Annotated in this window: 15 protein-coding genes; 11 read left to right on the top strand and 4 right to left on the bottom strand. The window is 69.5% G+C overall.

Features of this window, described 5'->3' with window-relative positions:
- Positions 1 to 25: 25 nt before the first annotated feature.
- From dinB to B1991_RS10785, 3 genes are all read right to left on the bottom strand, one after another.
- Complete coding sequence (dinB, locus tag B1991_RS10795; protein ID WP_136258737.1) at positions 26 to 1,111, bottom strand: DNA polymerase IV; 1,086 nt, start codon at positions 1,109 to 1,111, stop codon at positions 26 to 28.
- Positions 1,112 to 1,175: 64 nt separating this feature from the next.
- Complete coding sequence (locus B1991_RS10790) at positions 1,176 to 2,492, bottom strand: hypothetical protein (protein WP_136258736.1); 1,317 nt, start codon at positions 2,490 to 2,492, stop codon at positions 1,176 to 1,178.
- A gap of 25 nt (positions 2,493 to 2,517) precedes the next feature.
- A complete protein-coding gene (locus tag B1991_RS10785) occupies positions 2,518 to 3,432 on the bottom strand; it encodes an ATP-grasp domain-containing protein (protein WP_136258735.1) in 915 nt (304 codons plus the stop codon).
- 93 nt (positions 3,433 to 3,525) lie between these two features.
- Between B1991_RS10785 and B1991_RS10780 the strand changes: the two genes are divergently transcribed.
- The 11 genes from B1991_RS10780 (at position 3,526) to B1991_RS10730 (ending at position 17,394) form a co-directional block, all read left to right on the top strand.
- A complete protein-coding gene (locus B1991_RS10780) occupies positions 3,526 to 4,863 on the top strand; it encodes an APC family permease (protein WP_136258734.1) in 1,338 nt (445 codons plus the stop codon).
- A 33-nt stretch (positions 4,864 to 4,896) separates the two neighbouring features.
- The gene (locus B1991_RS10775; protein WP_136258733.1) at positions 4,897 to 7,023 is read left to right on the top strand and encodes a beta-galactosidase; all 2,127 of its coding nucleotides are present in this window, start codon (positions 4,897 to 4,899) and stop codon (positions 7,021 to 7,023) included.
- An 88-nt stretch (positions 7,024 to 7,111) separates the two neighbouring features.
- Positions 7,112 to 7,738 (top strand): OmpH/Skp family outer membrane protein, encoded by a 627-nt coding sequence (locus tag B1991_RS10770; RefSeq protein WP_136258732.1) that lies wholly within the window; start codon positions 7,112 to 7,114, stop codon positions 7,736 to 7,738.
- A 66-nt stretch (positions 7,739 to 7,804) separates the two neighbouring features.
- Positions 7,805 to 8,731, top strand: coding sequence for a M14 family metallopeptidase (locus B1991_RS10765; RefSeq protein WP_136258731.1), 927 nt, complete (start codon positions 7,805 to 7,807; stop codon positions 8,729 to 8,731).
- Between the two features lie 15 nt (positions 8,732 to 8,746).
- On the top strand, positions 8,747 to 9,280 hold the full coding sequence (locus B1991_RS10760; RefSeq protein ID WP_136258730.1) for a DinB family protein: 534 nt from the start codon (positions 8,747 to 8,749) through the stop codon (positions 9,278 to 9,280).
- Positions 9,281 to 9,674: 394 nt separating this feature from the next.
- A complete protein-coding gene (locus B1991_RS10755; protein WP_136258852.1) occupies positions 9,675 to 10,439 on the top strand; it encodes a TerC family protein in 765 nt (254 codons plus the stop codon).
- 376 nt (positions 10,440 to 10,815) lie between these two features.
- Positions 10,816 to 11,016 carry a hypothetical protein gene (locus tag B1991_RS10750; RefSeq protein ID WP_136258729.1) on the top strand — a complete coding sequence of 67 codons (201 nt, stop codon included), beginning with the start codon at positions 10,816 to 10,818 and terminating at the stop codon, positions 11,014 to 11,016.
- 139 nt (positions 11,017 to 11,155) lie between these two features.
- Positions 11,156 to 12,715 (top strand): carboxylesterase/lipase family protein, encoded by a 1,560-nt coding sequence (locus B1991_RS10745; protein ID WP_246031138.1) that lies wholly within the window; start codon positions 11,156 to 11,158, stop codon positions 12,713 to 12,715.
- Positions 12,716 to 12,857: 142 nt separating this feature from the next.
- Positions 12,858 to 14,999 carry a M3 family metallopeptidase gene (locus B1991_RS10740; protein ID WP_425466679.1) on the top strand — a complete coding sequence of 714 codons (2,142 nt, stop codon included), beginning with the start codon at positions 12,858 to 12,860 and terminating at the stop codon, positions 14,997 to 14,999.
- Between the two features lie 161 nt (positions 15,000 to 15,160).
- Entirely contained in the window at positions 15,161 to 16,921 is a 1,761-nt protein-coding gene (locus B1991_RS10735) for a sensor domain-containing diguanylate cyclase (protein ID WP_246031137.1), read from the top strand.
- Positions 16,918 to 17,394: a YbaN family protein gene (locus tag B1991_RS10730; RefSeq protein ID WP_246031136.1), complete on the top strand. Its 477-nt coding sequence runs from the start codon at positions 16,918 to 16,920 to the stop codon at positions 17,392 to 17,394. The genes B1991_RS10735 and B1991_RS10730 overlap by 4 nt, the downstream gene beginning before the upstream one ends.
- 48 nt (positions 17,395 to 17,442) lie before the next feature.
- Here B1991_RS10730 and B1991_RS10725 read toward each other — a convergent pair whose 3' ends face one another.
- Positions 17,443 to 18,144 carry a murein L,D-transpeptidase catalytic domain family protein gene (locus B1991_RS10725; protein WP_136258726.1) on the bottom strand — a complete coding sequence of 234 codons (702 nt, stop codon included), beginning with the start codon at positions 18,142 to 18,144 and terminating at the stop codon, positions 17,443 to 17,445.
- Between the last annotated feature and the right edge of the window lie 2 nt (positions 18,145 to 18,146).

Genomic DNA, 18,146 nt, shown 5'->3' with positions numbered 1-18,146 from the left:
AAGCCTGCGATTCCCGTGCCGCGGCTCAGGACGTGGCGGTGTCGAACAGGTCCGTCTGGGCCTGGTAACTGTCGCGGTCGACGAAACCGGCGAGCCCCACGCCGACCAGGCGGTAGCGCGTGGTCGCCGGGCGTTCCACGCGCTCGCGCAAGGTGCAGGCGATCTCGCCCAGCTCGTGGGCCGAGCGCGGTCGCTGCGGCGGCGTGAGGCTGCGGGTGAGCGTGTGGAAGTCGGCCGTTTTCAGCTTCAGCACCACGGTGCGGGCGACGCGTTCGCGTTCGCGCTGGTAGCCGCTCCACGCCTTGTCGGCCAGGCGGCGGATGTGCGGCTCCAGCTCGTCCAGCGGCAAGTCGTGCTCGAAGGTGTCCTCGGCCGAGATCTGCAGGGTCGGGCGCTCCGGTTGCACCGGATGCTCGTCGATGCCGTGGGCCAGCTCATGCAGGCGCCGGCCCCAGCGGCCGAAGCGCTGTTCCAGCTCGGCGGCGGCGCGTTCGCGCAGCTCGCCCACGGTGGCGATGCCCAGGGCGGCGAGCTTGCCCTCCATCACCTTGCCCACGCCGGGCAGGCGGCCCACCGGCAGCGGCGTGAGGAAGTCCAGGATCTGGCGTGGGCGGATCACGCACAGGCCATCGGGCTTGTTCCAGTCCGAGGCGATCTTGGCCAGGAACTTGTTCGGCGCCACGCCGGCGGAGGCGGTCAGTGCGGTCTCTGCGCGGATCGCCGCGCGGATCGCCTCGGCGGTGGCGGTGGCCGAAGGCAGGGCGGTCTTGGTGGTGGTGACGTCGAGGTAGGCCTCGTCCAGCGACAGCGGCTCGATCAGGTCGGTGTGGCGGGCGAAGATCTCGCGGATCTGTCGCGACACCGCCTTGTAGCGCACGAAATCCGGCGGCACGAACACCAGCTGCGGGCACAGGCGTTCGGCGCTGACCGCCGGCATCGCCGAGCGCACGCCGAACACGCGCGCCTCGTAGCTGGCCGCGCACACCACCGAACGCGCGCCGCGCCAAGCCACCGCCACCGGCTTGCCGCGCAACGAGGGATCGTCGCGCTGCTCCACCGAGGCGTAGAACGCATCCATGTCGATGTGCAGGATTTTCCGCGGGGCGGACATTCTGGGGATCGCGGCCTGGCGTGGCGGAGGAACCCGCTCATTGTACGCAGCGTGGATGCGGCCTTCAGCGCCAGAACGGGATGACGTACTCGTTGATGGCGTCCCGCGACTTGTCGCGGCTTGCGGCAGCCGGTGCCCGCATCACGCGCAGTTCGTGCCGTCCCGGCGCCAGCGCGCGCACGTCGATCATCGCCACCAGCGCCGGTCGTCGCGTGCGCGCATCGCTGCCCGTCTGGTAGCGCAGCGCTTGCAGCGGCTGGCCGTCCAGCGTCACCGCGTGCAGCTCGCCCAGGCAGTCGAGGGTGTGTTCGGCGCGCACCTTCGCTTCGGTCATGTCGAGTGCCGCCGCGCACTGTCGTTGCACGGCGGCGCCATCGCGGTCGGGCTGATAAGGAACCACCAGCTGGAGGTAGGGGGTGTCGATCACCGTGCTCTGGATGTAAGGCACGGCCGGGTCGTGCGCCAGGTCGCGCTGATCGTCGTAGTGCGCGGCGTTCATGGCGCGGCTGTCGTTGGCGAGGTAAGGGAAGGCAGCGTAGTTGCCCAGCCGGTAGGGTGATTTGGCGGGGAACAGCGTCATCGCCGCGCCGATCGCCACCGGCATGACGATCAACCAGAGCATGACCACGGAGCGCACTTCGCCGACGCGACTGGAAACCAGCAGCCACACATATTGGGAGCGACCGATGCCGACCCGGGCATAGACGCGGAAGATCCGCTCCAGCGCGCGCCGCTGCCAGCCGGTGGCAGACAGCGCGTTGCCGAACCGGAGATCGACCAGGTGTGCGGCCAGGAAGGGAAGCGTGAGCACGCCGACCACGGCGAGGATCGGCAGGACGACATCGAGATTCACGCCGAGCACCCGCTGCAGCGTGCCGGTGATGGCGAATGCGACGCTGACGACGAGGCTGACCACCAGCATCAGGCAGCCCAGCATCACGCCCATCGCGAACACCACGGTGGCCTGGTTGTCGGCCCGCTCGATGACTACGGTGGCCGGCGCCAGGCGCTGTTGTTCGAGGGCTCGCCGCACCGGGCCCATGCGCAGGTGCTTCCAGCGCACGCCGTCGGGGAACACCGAACGCAGACCGACCAGGGCGATCCAGCGGGCACGCAGGATCAGATGCAGGGTGAAGGTGATCGCCAGGATCAGCGCAGCCGACTTCAGATAGACGAACAAGGTGGTCAGCATCGCCACCCAGCCCTGCTCGAAGCGCGGCACCAGCGCAAAGAAGCGATCGTCCAGCCAGCCGGGCAGTTGCAGCATGGCGAACACCGCCACGCCGGAGATCAGCAACTCGACCTCCCAGGTCGGGGTGGTGTGGCCGGGCAGCGCATCGGCGTCTTGCACGGTTTCGGTCGGCAGATCGTTGGCGGTCATGAAGCGGGGTTCCCGGTGAGTGGCTTCAGGGGCCTGGCGAGGCGAGCGCGGCGCGCCGCAGCGCGGGGTGGTCGGCGAGCAGGTGTGCGAAGCGTTCGGCGGCGCGCGGTTGCGCGGCGAGGAACAGCGACGGTTCGATCAGCTCCAGTTCCATCAGCATGAAACGCCCGCCGCTGACCACGCCATCCACCCGCGCATACGCCGGCACGTCGTGGCCCGCGGCGGCGACCGCGGCCAGGGCGCGCTCGGCGGCGGCGCGCGTGGCGGCATCCGGCGTGGCCGCTTCGCTGCGTCCGCCGTGCTCGTCCTGCACGCGGTAGTCGCCCGCGGCGGGGCGCTTGATGACGGCGTGGCTGTACTCGCCGCCGAAATACAGCAGCGACCATTCGCCGGCGCTGGCGATTTCGGGAAGGTAGGGCTGCACCAGGTATTCCATCGCGGTCGGCAACTGCGCCACGGCCGCCGCGAATGCGGCGTCGCCGACCTCGCCGCGCAGCGTCTGCCACGCGCCGCCGCTGATCGTCGGCTTGACCACCACCGACGCGTCGGGCATCGACGCCAGCACGCGCGCTAGCTCGCCGCCGTGCGCCAGCCGGGTCGGGATGGTCGCCACGCCGAGGCGGGCGAGTTCGAACAGGTAGCGCTTGTCGCTGTTCCAGCGCAGCAGGCGGCTGTCGTTCACCGTGGCGATGCCGAGCCGGTCGAGGCGATCCAGCCATTGCCCGAACGCCGCGTGGTGCTGGTGGTAATCCCAGATCGTGCGGATCAGCACCAGGTCGAACGCCGACCAGTCGACCTGCGCGTCGTTCCACACGCACACCGTCGGCGGTGCGCCGAGTTGCGCCAGCGTGGCGGCGAGATGCGCGTCGTCCGGGTCGATCCAGGCGCGCGCGGCACAGGTGGCGAGGGCGAGTCGGGCGGGGCGATCGGGCAACGGCATCGGTGCAATCTAGCAGCGCTGGGCGGCGTTGCGCGCGGTCCCGTGCCAGAGGGGACTGGTGAAAGCGTCCCCGACAATGGCAAGGTAGCCGGCGTGCTGACCGAACCCGCCAATGCTTATGCCCGCCGCCTGAACACCTGGGACGCCGCGATGATCGTCATCGGCGGCGTGATCGGTGCGGGCATCTTCCTCACCCCGTCGACGGTGGCGCGGCATACGTCATCGGGCGCCGAACTGCTGATCCTGTGGGCGATCGGCGGCGGACTCACCCTGGCCGGCGTGCTGTGCTACGCCGAGCTGGGTGCGCGGCGGCCCCAGGCCGGCGGCATCTACGTCTACCTGCGCGAGGCGTTCGGCCTGATGCCGGCGTTCCTGTTCGGCTGGACCATGGCGCTGATCAACTACCCGGGCAGCGTGGCGGCGGTCGCGACGATGTTCGCCGAGTACCTGTGCAGTGCGCTGGGGCTCGATGGGCCGGCGTTCGTGAAGCCGGTGGCGGTGGGCGCGATCGTGTTCATCGTCGGCATCAACCTGTTCGGCATCCGCGCCGGCGCGTGGCTGCAGAACGTGTTCACCGTGCTCAAGCTGCTGGCGATCGTGCTGCTGGTGATCACCGGCCTGGTGCTGGCGCACGAACATCTGGGCGTGGCGCTGATCGGCCAGCCGGCCACGCCGGCCTCGCCGTGGGCGTTCGCCGGTGCGTTGTTGCCGGTGCTGTTTTCCTACGGCGGCTTCCACTACCTCAACGACCTCGCCGGTGAAGTGCGCAATCCCCAGCGCACGCTGCCGCGCGCGCTGGGCATGGGCATGACCGGCGTGGTGATCTGCTATCTGCTGGCCAACTACGCCTATCTCGCCGGGCTGGGGCATGCCGGCCTCGCCGCCAGTGACGCGCCGGCGGCGGACCTGCTGCGCCGCCTGTTCGGCGAGCGCGGCGCCACCGTGATCGCGGTCGGCATCGCCTGTTCCACCTTCGGCTATTGCGCGATCGCGGTGGCCGGCGGCGCGCGCGTGTTGCAGACGATGGGCGCCGACGGGGTGTTCTTCCGCGCCGCCGGGCGGGTCGATCCGCGCACCCGCGCGCCGCAGGTGGCGCTGGCCGTGCTCGGGGCATGGGCGGTGGTGCTGACACTGTCCGGCACCTTCGGCCAGTTGCTCAACTACACCACGGTCGGCGAGTGGCTGGGCCACGTGTTCGGCATCGGCACGCTGTTCTGGTACCGCAAGCATTTCATCGACGAGCCGGCGCCGTACCGGGTGCCGTTCTATCCGCTGCTGCCGCTGATCTTCGTCGTCACCGTGTTCGGCGTGATCGTGGCCAGCGCGATCCACGCCCCGCGCGACGCCGGCATGAGCCTGGTGATCATCGCGCTGGGCGTGCCGGTGTACTACGGCTGGCAGCGCTGGGTGCGCCGGCATCCGCTGGCGTAGGCTGGCGGCGAGCTGCTGCCGGCGGGGACGCCGATGAACGTGCGTGTGTGGATTGCCTGCTTCGGTCTGGCCTTGCTGGGCGCCGGCCATGCCGAGGGCGCGGATGCGGCGCGCCGCGAGGTGGTCGGCACCATCCGGCTGGAACAGGTGCGACGGGTGGGCGGCGTCGAGTACGCCGCCGACGGCGTGGCGCAGCGCCGCTACACCTTCGCGCCGGCAGCGCGGCCGTCGATCGTGCTCGTGCCGCGCAGCGGGACATGGGACTGGTCGGATCAGGGCGAGCTGCACTTGCGCGTGCAGAACGCGATGCCGTGGGCGGTCACGTTCGATGTGGAGATCGACAGCGCCGGCCAGCGCCTGCAGGCACGCGTGGGCTTGCCGCCGGGGCCGGCGCAGACGCTGGTGGTGCCGCTGCGCGCCAGCTCGCCGCGCGCGCAGGGCATGCAGGTTGGCCCGTCGCTGCCGTTCGACGAGGGCGGCCACCGGATACTGCTGGCGACCACCGTGCGCGGCGCGCTGGACCGGCGTCACGTGTACGCCATCTGCCTCGGCATCCCCTCGCCGCAAGCGGCACAGACGCTGCTGCTCGGCGGCATCGGCACGCTGTCGGGCGAGATCGGCCTGCATGCGGCGTATGCAGGCATCGTCGATCGCTACGGCCAATCCACGCGCGCGCAGTGGCCGCAGAAGATCGACTCCGATGCCGCGTTGCGGGCGGCGGTGCGGGTCGATGCGGGAAGCGTGGCCCCGGCCGCCGATGCCTACGGTGGCCAGGCGGGCCCCGCGCTGGATCGCACCGGCTGGTTCCACGCGCAAAAGCAGGGCAGCCGCTGGTGGCTGGTGACGCCCGATGGCCATGCGTTCTTCTCGCTGGGCGTCAATGCGGTCAACGCCGATGGCGGGCGCAGCTACGTGGAGGGCCGCGAGTTCATGTTCGCCAGCCTGCCGCCCGATCGCGGCGCATGGGCGGCCTTTTACGGACGCAGCGACAGCCGGCGCCCGGGCGAGGGCGCCAGCCAGGGCATCGCGTACAACCACGGCCGCTGGTTCGATTTCTACGCAGCCAATCTCCATCGGATCGACGGCAGCGACTGGCTGGCCGTCTGGCGCAAACGCGCGCTGGATCGGTTGCAGGCCTGGGGCTTCAACACCATCGGCAACTGGAGCGATGTCACGCTGGGCGCCGCGCATCGTCTGCCGTACACGCGCTCGATCAACATCGCCGGCGACTATGCCAGCGTCGCCAGCGGCTACGACTACTGGGGCCGCATGCCCGATCCGTTCGACCCTCGCTTCGCCGCCGCCACCGAGGCGGCGGTGGCGAAGGCCAGCGTGGGTGTGGCCGACGATCCGTGGCTGCTCGGCTACTTCGCCGACAACGAACTGGCCTGGGCCGGCGAGGGGCCGCAGGGACGCTGGGGACTGGCCTTGGGCACGCTCGCCGGCGACGCGCACAGCCCGTCCAAGCGGGCCTTCATCGCGATGCTGCGCCAGCAGTACGCCACGCCGCACGCGCTGGGCGAAGCCTGGGGCATCGCGCTGCGCTCATGGGATGCGCTGCAGGCCACCGGCTACGCGGCACCCGCGCCGAACGAGGCGCATCCCGCGCTCGCCCGCGACTACGGCCACTGGCTGCGCCGCTACGCCGACACCTATTTCCGCACCGTGGCCGCGGCGATCCGTCGTCACGATCCGCATCACCTGTTCCTGGGCGGACGTTTCGCGGTGTACACGCCCGAGGCGGTCGCCGCCTGCGCCCATTATTGCGACGTGGTCAGCTTCAACGCCTATGCCGACCTGCCGCAGCATCACGTCGACATGGCGCTGATGCGGACGCTGGATCGCCCGGTGCTGCTCAGCGAGTTCCATTTCGGCTCGAACGACCGCGGCCCGTTCGGTGCGGGCGTGGTACCGGTGGCCGACGAGGCCGCACGCGGCGTGGCCTACGCGCGCTATCTCGCCGCTGCCACGGCGAACCCGTGGGTGGTCGGCGCACACTGGTTCGAGTACGCCGACCAGCCGCTCACCGGCCGCCTGCTCGACGGCGAGAACAGCCACATCGGCCTGGTCGGCATCACCGACATTCCGTTCGGCGGCTTCGTGCAGGCGGTGCGCGAGGCCAATCGCCGCGCACGCTCCCGAACAGTCGCTGAACCGTGATCGCGGTGCGATCGGCTATGCTGGGGAACCACGCAGCCGGCATGTGGTCGGCTGAACTCGTGACCTCAATTCATCCGGAACCGCCACCATGAACCTGCCTCGTCTCACGCTCGCTGCCGCGCTCGCCCTCGCCACCGGTTTGTCCGTCGTTCCCGCCCAGAGCGCGCACGCCCAGAGCGCGCCGGCCGCCGGCGAGCTGGGTGGCAGCCCGGTGGCCGGCGTGTGCATGCTCTCGCGTGAAGCGGTGTTCGCCCAGTCCAAGGTCGGCAAGGCCGCCAGTGAGCGGCTGGGCCAGTTGGCCGAGCAGGCACGCAACACGCTGTCGAACCAGCGCAAGCCGCTGGATACGGATATCCAGAGCTTCCAGCAGAAGGCCTCCACGCTCACCGAGGATCAGCGCAAGCAGCAGGGTGCGGCCTTGCAGCAGCGCATGCAGACCTTCCAGTCGCAGGCCAGCGAGCAGAACGAGCGCATCCAGCTCACCCGCGCCAAGGTGATGCAGCGGATCGGCCAGGAGGCGCAGCCGGTGGTCGCCGCCAGCTACACCAAGCACCGTTGCGGCTTGCTGCTCAACCGCGACGCGGTGCTGGGCGGCAACACCACCAACGACCTGACCAGTGACGTCGTGCAGGGCCTGGACGCCAAGCTCACCACGATCAGCTTCAATCTCGAACCGCTGCCGGCCCAGGGCGCCTCGAACGGCGGTGCGAAGTAAGCGACCCCGGCCATCGGGACCGGCGGCAGGACCGCCGGCTTCTCGTCGCCCATGCACGGAACCACGATGAACCAGTCCAGCTTTTATCCCGTCGGCACCCCGGGCCTGCCCTGGGGCGAGGCCGAACGCGAGGCATGGCGCTCGCGCCAGCGCGTGCAGCGCAGCTACGCGGATGACGTGCTGCGCCGGATCGACGCGCTGCGCGCACGGTGGGAGGTGTCGCAGTACGGCGAACTGGATTATCCCGGCGCCCGCTATCCGCTGTTCGCCCTGCGCAGCAGCGGCTGGCGCGAGGAGCTGCCGGTGATGCTGGTTACCGGTGGCGTGCACGGCTACGAAACCAGCGGCGTGCATGGTGCGCTGCAGTTCGCCGAGCAGCACGCGGCAGACGTCGCCGGCCGGGCCAACTTGCTGGTGGTGCCGTGTGTGAGCCCGTGGGGTTACGAGCGCATCCAGCGCTGGAACGCCGCGGCACTCGATCCCAACCGCTCGTTTTACGCGGACAGCCCGGCGCAGGAAGCGGCCGCGCTGATGGCGCTGGTCGCGCCGCTGCGCCACCGCGTGGCGACGCACATCGACCTGCACGAAACCACCGACAGCGACGAGAACGAGTTCCGCCCGGCACTGGCGGCACGCGACGGCAAGCCGTTCGAACCAGGCACGATTCCCGATGGCTTCTACCTGTGCGCCGACAGCGCGCGGTCGCAGCCGGCGTTCCAGCAGGCGGTCATCGCCGCGGTGGCCGCGGTCACCCACATCGCGCCGGCCGATCCCGACGGCACCATCATCGGTTCGCCGGTGGTGGCGCACGGCGTGATCGAATACGACTACGGCCGGCTTGGCCTGTGCGCCGGCATTACCGACGCCCCGTACCGGACCACTACCGAGGTCTACCCCGACAGCCCGCGCGCCACGCCCGCGCAATGCAACGCGGCGCAGGTGGCGGCGGTGGCGGCGGCAATCGACTTCGCGCTGGCGCATCCGGCCGGCTGACGCGGATCGGCCGGCATGTCGCTGAAGTCCGATTTCGAACTCACCGCGCGCTACAACCAGTGGATGAACGTGCGTCTGTATGTCGCCGCCGCGCAGCTGGACGAGGCGCAGTGGCATGCCGATCGCGGCGCTTTCTTCGGCTCGATCGCCGCCACGCTGGAGCACATCCTGGCTGCCGACATCCACTGGCTGAAGCGTTTCGCCGCCGCATGGCCGTCGCTGGCATCGCTCGACCCGGTGCGCGCGCTGCCGCTGCCGCCGCTGGTTCGCGGCATCACGTTCCCCGAGCTGGCCCGTCTGCGCCATGATCGGGAGCTGGTGGATGCGGCGCTGATCGCGTTCACCCGCGAAGCCACCGACACGCTGTACGAGCAGTCGCTGCGCTACGTGAACAGTGCCGGCGAATCCCACGCCAAGCCGTGCGGCCTGGTGCTGCGCCATGTGTTCAACCACCAGACCCACCATCGCGGCCAGGTCACGACCTTGTTCAGCCAGTTCGGCATCGATGTCGGCGTGACCGATCTCTCCGCGCTGATTCCCGAATTGTGAGATCTGACCGCATACGCAGCGGTGGCGTGCCGGTCCCCGTGCTAGCATCGGCCACCGAAGGGGAGTAGCTCCCGATCGCTGTCGCCGTCATGACGGGCCTCGCGCCCCGGTGCAGCAGCAAATGGCACAGCCATTTGCGAGCAAGACCTTCGCCGTCCCACGGCGAAGGTGCGTCCGCAAAAGATGCCTCCGCCGCCGTGGTCCTTCCAGCCCGCCGGAGACGTTCACCCGCCCCCGATACCCAGCGAGCACCATGGTCGTTGCGCGTGCACCTCATCGTGCGGCGTGGCCTGGCCCGGTATCTCCGCTTCCCGTTCTGCCGATCGTTGCAGCCTGCCCCGCGTGCCATCGGATCGGGCGCATGCCCTTCTTCGTCATTTCCGAGAACCCTTCCATGGAACAACTGGCCAACCCCGAAATCTGGATTGCCCTCGCCACACTCACCGCACTCGAGCTGGTGCTGGGCATCGACAACATCATTTTCATCTCGATCCTGGCCGGCAAGCTGCCGCCGGAACGACGCGACAAGGCCCGGCGCCTGGGCATCATGCTGGCGGCCGTGTCGCGGCTGGGCCTGCTGATGGCGATCGCCTGGATCGTCGGACTCACCGCGCCGCTGTTCGAGCTGTTCGGCCACGCCTTCTCGTGGCGCGACCTGATCCTGATCGGCGGCGGATTGTTCCTGATCGGCAAGGCCACCCACGAGATCCACCAGAAACTGGAGGGCGCCACCGAACACGTCGGCACGGGGGCGGTCACGGCCACGGCGACCTTCGGCGGCGTGATCATGCAGATCATGCTGCTGGACATCGTGTTTTCGCTGGACTCGATCATCACCGCGGTGGGCATGGTCGACCAGCGCTGGGTGATGGTCGCCGCGATCCTTGCCTCGATCGTGTTCATGCTGATGTTCGCCAGGCCGCTGGGTGAATTCGTCGAGCGTCACCCCACGGTCAAGGTGCTGGCGCTGAGCTTCCTGATCATGATCGGCCTGGTGCTGATGGCGGACGGTTTCGGCCAGCACATCCCGAAGGGCTACATCTACGCCGCGATGGCTTTCTCGGTGTTCGTGGAGCTGATCAACCTGGCGATCCGCCGGCGCACGCAGCGCCAGGTGGCGCCGGTGTCGCTGCACGAAAAGTACGCGCCAGGCGAGTAGCGGCACCGGGCACGAAAAAACCCGCAGAGGGGAGTCTGCGGGTTGGGGGATCCGTCTGCGTTTGGTGCGGAGGAGGAGGGGGAGCCTCGCCGCACGATGGGATGGATGTCTCACGACATGGGCAATAATGTACTCGACGGTTTGTTAATGGAGTGTAACTGGCCTGGCAGTCACGTCGCGCGCGGGACTTCCCGCGCGTGGCCCGGGCCGAAGCGCTGTCCGGCTGCACGGCGCGGTGCTGTCCGCGGACAATCATTCGCCTCCACGCCGACGGGAAAAATTCAATATAAGTCATTTACTTGCGTCTTCATCCGCACTTGGCACGGCGATTGCTCCAGGGACAGCACAGGGACTTGCTTCCATCGGAGAACGCGTCATGAAATTCGAATCCATCTTCCTGACCATGCTGTTCGTCGCTTGCTCCAGCGTCTGCGTGCTGGTGATGGGCGCCATGCTGACCGCCAGCCCGTCGTCGGCGCAATTGGCCAAGGTCCGTCGCGCCGCGCCCGCGGTCGCCGTACAGGTCGATTGCGCAACGCCAACCGCGGTGGAAACGTGCGGCGCACCCGAGGCCTGAGTCGCCTTGTCCGGGATGACATGGGGCGACCAGGCGCCTAGGCTGCGAGACCCGTACCCCATGGGTTGAGTCGATGTCCGACCCGATTGCACGACCGGCGCCGCGAAAGGCAAGCCAATTCGTCAGGATGCTCGCCGGGATGGCGGGTTTCGCCGCCTTCGTGGCCCACGCCGCCGCACCGCCGCCGCGGGTGTCGCTGGCCGATGGCTGGGTCGAAGGCCGCCGTGCGCAGGCCGATGCGGTGGCGCTGGAGGTATTCCAGGGCATTCCCTACGCCGCGCCGCCGCTCGGCGATCTGCGCTGGAAGCCGCCGCAACCTGCCTCCGCGTGGAACGACGTGCGCGAGGCGAAACGCTTCGGCCCGCGCTGCATGCAGCTGCCGCTGTTCGGCGACATGCGGTTCCGCTCCGCCGGCATGAGCGAAGACTGTCTCTACCTCAACGTGTGGAAGCCTGCGGGCGCGACCACCAAGCTGCCGGTGCTGGTGTATTTCTTCGGCGGCGGCTTCGTTGCCGGCGACGGCTCGGAACCGCGCTACGACGGCGCCAGCCTGGCCAGCCGCGGCATCGTCACGGTCACGGTGAACTATCGCCTGGGCGTGTTCGGCTTCTTCGCCACGCCCGCACTCGCCACCGAGTCGCCGCAGCACGCGGCGGGCAACTACGGTCTGCTCGACCAGGTCGCCGCGCTGCGCTGGGTGCGCGACAACATCGCCGCTTTCGGCGGTGATCCGGCGCAGGTGACGATCGCTGGCGAGTCGGCCGGTTCGATCGCGGTGAGTGCCTTGATGGCCTCGCCGCTTTCGCGCGGGCTGTTTGCGCGCGCGATCGGCGAAAGCGGCGCCCTGATCGCGCCGATCGCGCCGGTGCCGCTGGCGACGATGGAGCGCCGCGGCGAGGCGTTCGCACGGAAGCTGGGCGCCGGCACGCTGGCCGCGTTGCGCGCGCTGCCGGCGGACCGCCTGCTGCAGGCCACGCGCGAGCAGCACGGCGATGCCGACGTCAATCTCGACGGCTGGTTCCTGCGCGAGTCACCCGCGGCCAGCATGGCCCGCGGCGAGCAGGCACAGGTGCCGCTGCTGCTGGGGAGCAATTCGCAGGAGGGTTACTACACCGCGATCCTGAAGGACCAGCCGCCGACCCCGGCCCATTACCGCACGGCGCTGCAACGGCTGTTCGGCGCGCAGGCGGCGCGCGCACTGACGCTGTACCCCGGCGCGGACACGACGCAGGTGAAATCTTCCGCCACGGCGCTGGCCGGCGACATGTTCATCGCGCACACCACCTGGCGCTGGATGGATCTGCAGCGACGCCACGGCGGCGCGCCGGTGTACTTCTACTACTTCGATCAGCCGCGTCCGGCCAAGGTGCATCCGGCGGCGGGCGAAAGCCCGGATCCCGGCGCGGTGCACAGCGCCGGGATCGAGTACGCGCTGGGCAACCTGGCGGGCAATCCGGTCTATGCGTGGACGGCTGCCGACCGCGCCGCGTCCGCCATGATGGAAGGCTACTTCGCACGGTTCATCAAGACCGGCGATCCCAACGGCGCGGGCCTGCCGCCCTGGCCCGCGGTGCGCGAATCCGATGGCGGGCTGCTGCGTCAGGTGATTGCGGCGCATTGCCGCACCGAGGCCGATCGCGGAGCGGCGCGGCAGGCGTTCCTGCAGGCTTACTTCGCCACACACGCGGACCCGTTGTAGCGGATCTCGCGGTGTCCACCCATGGCTTTAGTCATGGGTGCGTGGCGGAGGCTTTGGGTAGGATCGGGGCTCCCCCCACGTCGAGCGGACCTTGATGAAGCCCACCCTTTCCCTGGCGATGACGATCGCGTTGACCAGTTCCATGGCGGCCTATGCCGACACCGCGGCGGACAAGCAGCACGCAGGCACGCACGCGTCACACGCGGCCGCTGCCGATGTCCGTGCCAATCCGTTCTTCGCCGAAAGCACGCTGCCGCTGCACTACCCCGCGTTCGACAGGATCAAGGACAGCGACTACGCGCCTGCGTTCGACCGCGGCATGGCCGAGCAGCTGCGTGAAGTGGCGGCGATCAGCGCCAACCCTGCTGCGCCGACCTTCGACAACACCATCATCGCGCTGGAGAAATCCGGCCAGGTGCTGGAGCGCACCTCGACCGTGTTCTTCAGCGTGTCCGGGGTCGAGAACAACGATGCGCTGAAGAAGCTGCAGGCCGAGTACGCGCCGAAGCTGGCCGCGCACCGCGACGCGATCGCGCTGGACCCGGCGCTGTTCGCGCGTATCCAGAAGCTGTACGACACGCGCGACAGCCTCGGCCTGGATGCGCAGGGCGTGCGCCTGATCGAGCGCTACCACACCGATTTCGTGCGCGCCGGCGCCAAGCTGTCCGACGCCGACAAGGCGCACCTGAAGCAGATCAACGGCGAGCTCGCCAAGCTCGGCACCAGGTTCACCCAGAACGTGCTGGCCGAGGTCAACGATTCGGCACTGGTGGTGGACAGCCGCGCCGAACTGGCCGGCCTCACCGATGCCCAGATCGAAGCCGCGGCGGCCGCCGCCAAGGCGAAGGGGCTGGACGGCAAGTACGTGATCGCCCTGCTCAACACCACCGGCCAGCCGCCGCTGGCGCAGCTGGAAAACCGCGCGTTGCGCGAGCGCCTGTACAAGGCCTCGATCACGCGCGGCAGCCGTGGCAACGCGTACGACAACACCGCGATCGTGTCGCAGGTGATGAAACTGCGTGCGGAGAAGGCGGGCATGCTCGGCTATCCGACCTGGGCTGCCTACGTGCTGGCCGACCAGACCGCGAAGACGCCGGAGGCGGTCAACGCCATGCTCGGCAAGCTGGCGCCGCCGGCGGTCGCCAACGCCAGGCGCGAAGGCGCCGCGTTGCAGGCGATGATCGACAGGGAGCAGGCGGCCAAGGGCCAGCCCACGTTCGCGCTGCAGCCGTGGGACTGGGCCTACTACACGGAGAAGGTCCGGGCCGACAAGTACAACTTCGACGAGAGCCAGCTCAAGCCCTATTTCGAGATGAAGAACGTGCTGGAGAACGGCGTGTTCTACGCCGCCGGCCAGCTCTACGGACTCAAGTTCAAGCAGCGCACCGACCTGCCGGTCTACAACCCCGACGTGCTGGTGTACGACGTCTACAACGAAGACGGCAGCCAGCTGGCGATCTTCCTGGCCGACATGTATGCCCGCCCGTCCAAGCGCGGCGGCGCCTGGATGAACTCCTACGTGGACCAGTCCGCGCTGACCGGCAACCTGCCGGTGGTGGCCAACCACCTCAACATCACCAAGCCGACCAGCGGCCCGACCCTGCTGACCTGGGACGAGGTGACCACGGCATTCCACGAGTTCGGCCACGCGCTGCACGGCATGTTCTCCAACGTGAAGTACCCGCGCTTCAGCGGTACCAGCGTGCCGCGCGACTTCGTCGAGTTCCCCTCGCAGGTGAACGAGATGTGGGCCGACTGGCCCAGCGTGCTGGCCAACTATGCGAAGCACTACCAGACCGGCGCGCCGATGCCGAAGGAACTGCTGGACAAGGTGCTGGCCACCTCGAAGTTCAACCAGGGCTTCGCCACCACCGAATACCTCGGCGCGGCGATGCTCGACCAGAGCTGGCACCAGCTCGGCGCGGACAAGATCCCCGACGCGGACGGCGTGATGGCGTTCGAGGCGGCCGCGCTGAAGGCCAACGGTACCGATTACGCGCCGGTGCCGCCACGCTACCGCACGCCGTACTTCAGCCACATCATGGGCGGCTATGCGGCCGGCTACTACGCCTACATCTGGTCCGAGGTGCTGGATGCGAACACGGTGGAGTGGATCAAGAGCCACGGCGGCCTGACCCGCACCAACGGCGACCGTTTCCGGCAGACGCTGCTGTCGCAGGGCGGCAGCAAGGATGCGCTGCAGCTGTTCCGCGATTTCGCCGGCCACGAGCCGCGCATCGAACCGCTGCTGGAGCGTCGCGGGCTGGACGGCAGCGCCGAGTGATCCGCATCGCCTGAGCGCGGCATGACGAAGCCGCCCGGAGCGATCCGGGCGGCTTTTTCGTGGGGCCGCGTCCGAAACTGCGGCGGCATGCGTGGCCGATTCAGATGCGGACTGTTACGGTGGCCGCACGATGTGCCGACCCGCGAGGATTGCCGCCCCGTATGTCCGCTGCCGCCCGTCATCCCGACAAGACGCTGCGCCTGGCGACGCTGCGCGCCATGGGTGCGCTGGATACGCGCGCCGAACCGCTGTTCGATGCGCTCGTGCGCAGCGCCGCGGCGGCGAGCGGGCGGGCGCTGGCGCTGATCGTGCTGGTCGATGCCGACGGCCACGGGCTTGCCGTGCATGCGCCGGCGCCGGATATCGACGAGCCGAGCGTGCTGCGGGTGCTGGCCAAGGCGAGTTCCGGCGTGCTGGAGATTCCCGACGCGCGGGTCGATCCGCGCTGCGCCGACGACCCGCTGGTTGTCGGCGCGGCGGGCATCCGTTGCTTCGTCGCCGTGCCGATCAGGCGGGGCGAGAGCGCGAAAGCGGGCGCGTTGTGCGTGCTCGATCGCGCGCCGGGTACGCTCGACGAGCGACAACACGAGACGCTGCGGCAACTGGCCCGCGCGGTGGCGCAGGCGCTGGAGACGCGGCCGGTCGCGCGCCGGAACAACCTCGTGCCGGTCGGCGCGGCGCCATCGTTGCAGCCGCCGCTGGAGTCGGCCGGCGAGACGGAACGGAAGCGGCGCGCCAACGAGGCGCTGCTCGAACGCACCGGGCGCCTGCTCGACGCCGGCGGCTGGGAGCTGGACCTGGCCACCAACGCGATCACCTGGTCGGACCAGACCTGCCGCCTGCACGACGTGCCGCCGGGTTTCCACCCGAGCCTGGAAGAAGCGGTGAGCTTCTACGATGCGGTGGCGCGGCCGGTGATCGACGCGGCCGTGCGCAAGAGCATCGACACCGGCGAGGGATGGGATCTGCAGCTGCCGCTGACCACCGCCACCGGCCGGAAGATCTGGGTGCGTGCGGTCGGCATCTTGGAATGCGCCGAGGATGGCACTCCGCAGCGGCTGGTCGGCGCATTCCAGGACATCACCCTGCAGCGGCGCGCGATCTTGGCGCTGGAGGCCAGCGACCGCCGCTACCGCAAGCTGTTCCAGTACAGTCCCGGCCTGATCTGCACGCACGACCACGAGGGCGTGCTGCTGTCGGTGAACCCGGCGGCGGCCAGATCGCTGGGCTATTCGGTGGGCGAGATGATCGGCCGCCCGCTGACCGATTTCATGCGGCCCGAGCGGCGCCCGTACTTCGCCGAATACCTGTTGCGCCTCATGCGCGAGGACAGCGACGCGGGCATGCTCCAGGTGGTCGCCAAGGACGGCAGCGAACACGTCTGGCAGTACCACAACGTGCTCGACGACGATGTCGACGATCCCTACGTGCTCGGCCATGCGCTGGACGTCACCGAGCGCTTCCGCCAGGAGAGCCAGTTGCGCGAGTGGTCGATCCACGACGCGCTGACCGGCTGCTTCAATCGCCGCTACCTGGCCGAGCTGACCGCCGGACCGGCCGCGGGCTGGGGCTGCATCGTGTTCGACCTGGACCATTTCAAGCAGGTCAACGACACCCATGGCCACGCGCGCGGCGACGAAGTGCTGGTGGCCATGGCGAAGTTCCTGCGCGGCCACGTGCGACCGCAGGATGCGGTGATCCGCCTCGGCGGCGACGAGTTCCTGGTGTTGCTGCGCGGCGCCGGCGAGGAGCTCACGCAAGGCGTGGTCGATCGACTCGAGGCCGATCGCGCCGCTGCGCCGATCGGCTTCACCATGGGCGCGACCACGGTCGTGCCGGGCGCCTCGCTGGAAGCCGGCCTGGGCGAAGCCGACCGGCGCCTGTACAAGGCGCGCGAAGGCCGGCCGAAGCGGGCGCCATGACGCCGTCCGGGCGCAGGCCGCCGGCGGGCGGCGATGGACACGATCCGCACCCCGCGCATCCGCGCCACACCGGGCTGATGCGCTGGTTGCTGCTGTTCGCGGGCGGCGTGGCGTTGTTGCTGGGGCTGATCGGCCTGATGTTGCCGGTGATGCCGACCGTGCCGTTCCTGCTGGTGACCGCCGCGTGCTGGTCGCGCGCCTCGCCGCGCTGGCATCGCTGGCTGCTTTCGCTGCCCCGACTGGGCCCGGCGATCGCGCACTGGGAGCGCGAACGCAGCATTTCGCGGCGAACCCGCTGGCTGGCGCTCGGTCTGGTCACGCTGTCGATGGCCGGCACGATCTGGTGGTTCCGCGGACACGCCTGGTTGCCGTGGCTGCTGGTCGCGCTGGTCGTGCTGCTGTGGCTGCTGATCCTGCGCCTGCCGGTGACGCCGGACGAAGGCGGCGCGAGCCTGCAGCAGACTGGCGAGTGAGAGGCTGCCGGCCGTGCGCTCCGCGGCGAGGTCAACCGTGCGGGTGAATCAGGGCGCGCCGAGCGCGGCCGTCATCACCGTTCCTCCACCGCATTTGAGATAAGGCGAGGCACCCAGCCACTTGGCATCGGGATAGTAGGAGAACACGTACTGGCCGCCCTTGAGCGCGTCGATCAACGGCCGCGCGATCGCGTTGCGCACCGCCGGGCAGCCGTGGCTGCGGCCGATGCGGCCCTGCTGGCGGGCCAGCGCCGGGTTGACGTAGGCCGCGCCGTGGATCACCAGCGCGCGCTCCAGCGCGTGGTCGTTGGTGCCCGGTTCGAGGCCTTCCATGCGCAGCGAGTAGCCGTTGCGGCCGGCGTAGGTGCCCAGCGTGCGGAACAGGCCCAGGCTCGATTGCCGGCTTTCCGGCGTGTTGGAGAACCTGCTCGCCAGGTTCTCGCCGGTGTTGCGCCCGTGCGCCACCAGTTCCTGATACAGCAGCTTGCGCCGGGTCAGGTCGAACACCCACAGCCGCGGCTCGGTCGAAGGCTTCGAATAGTCGATCACCGCCAGCCGATCGGATGGCGGCTGGCCCTGCGCGGCGGCGCATTCGGTGGCGGCCAGCGCCAGCCCGATCACCTTGGGGTTCGCCTGCGGCGCGAGCTGGCTGAGCGCGTCCTGCAGCGACGGCGTGGCGGCGTGCGCCGCGGCGAGGCTGCTGGCAAGAAGCACGGTCAGGCTGGCGACGGGACGCAGGAATCGGCTCATCG

This window comes from Rhodanobacter lindaniclasticus (genome assembly GCF_004799035.1).
Classification (GTDB): Bacteria; Pseudomonadota; Gammaproteobacteria; order Xanthomonadales; family Rhodanobacteraceae; genus Rhodanobacter; species Rhodanobacter lindaniclasticus.
Note: the sequence above shows the minus strand (reverse complement) of the source record. Positions and strands in the feature narration are given on the sequence as shown.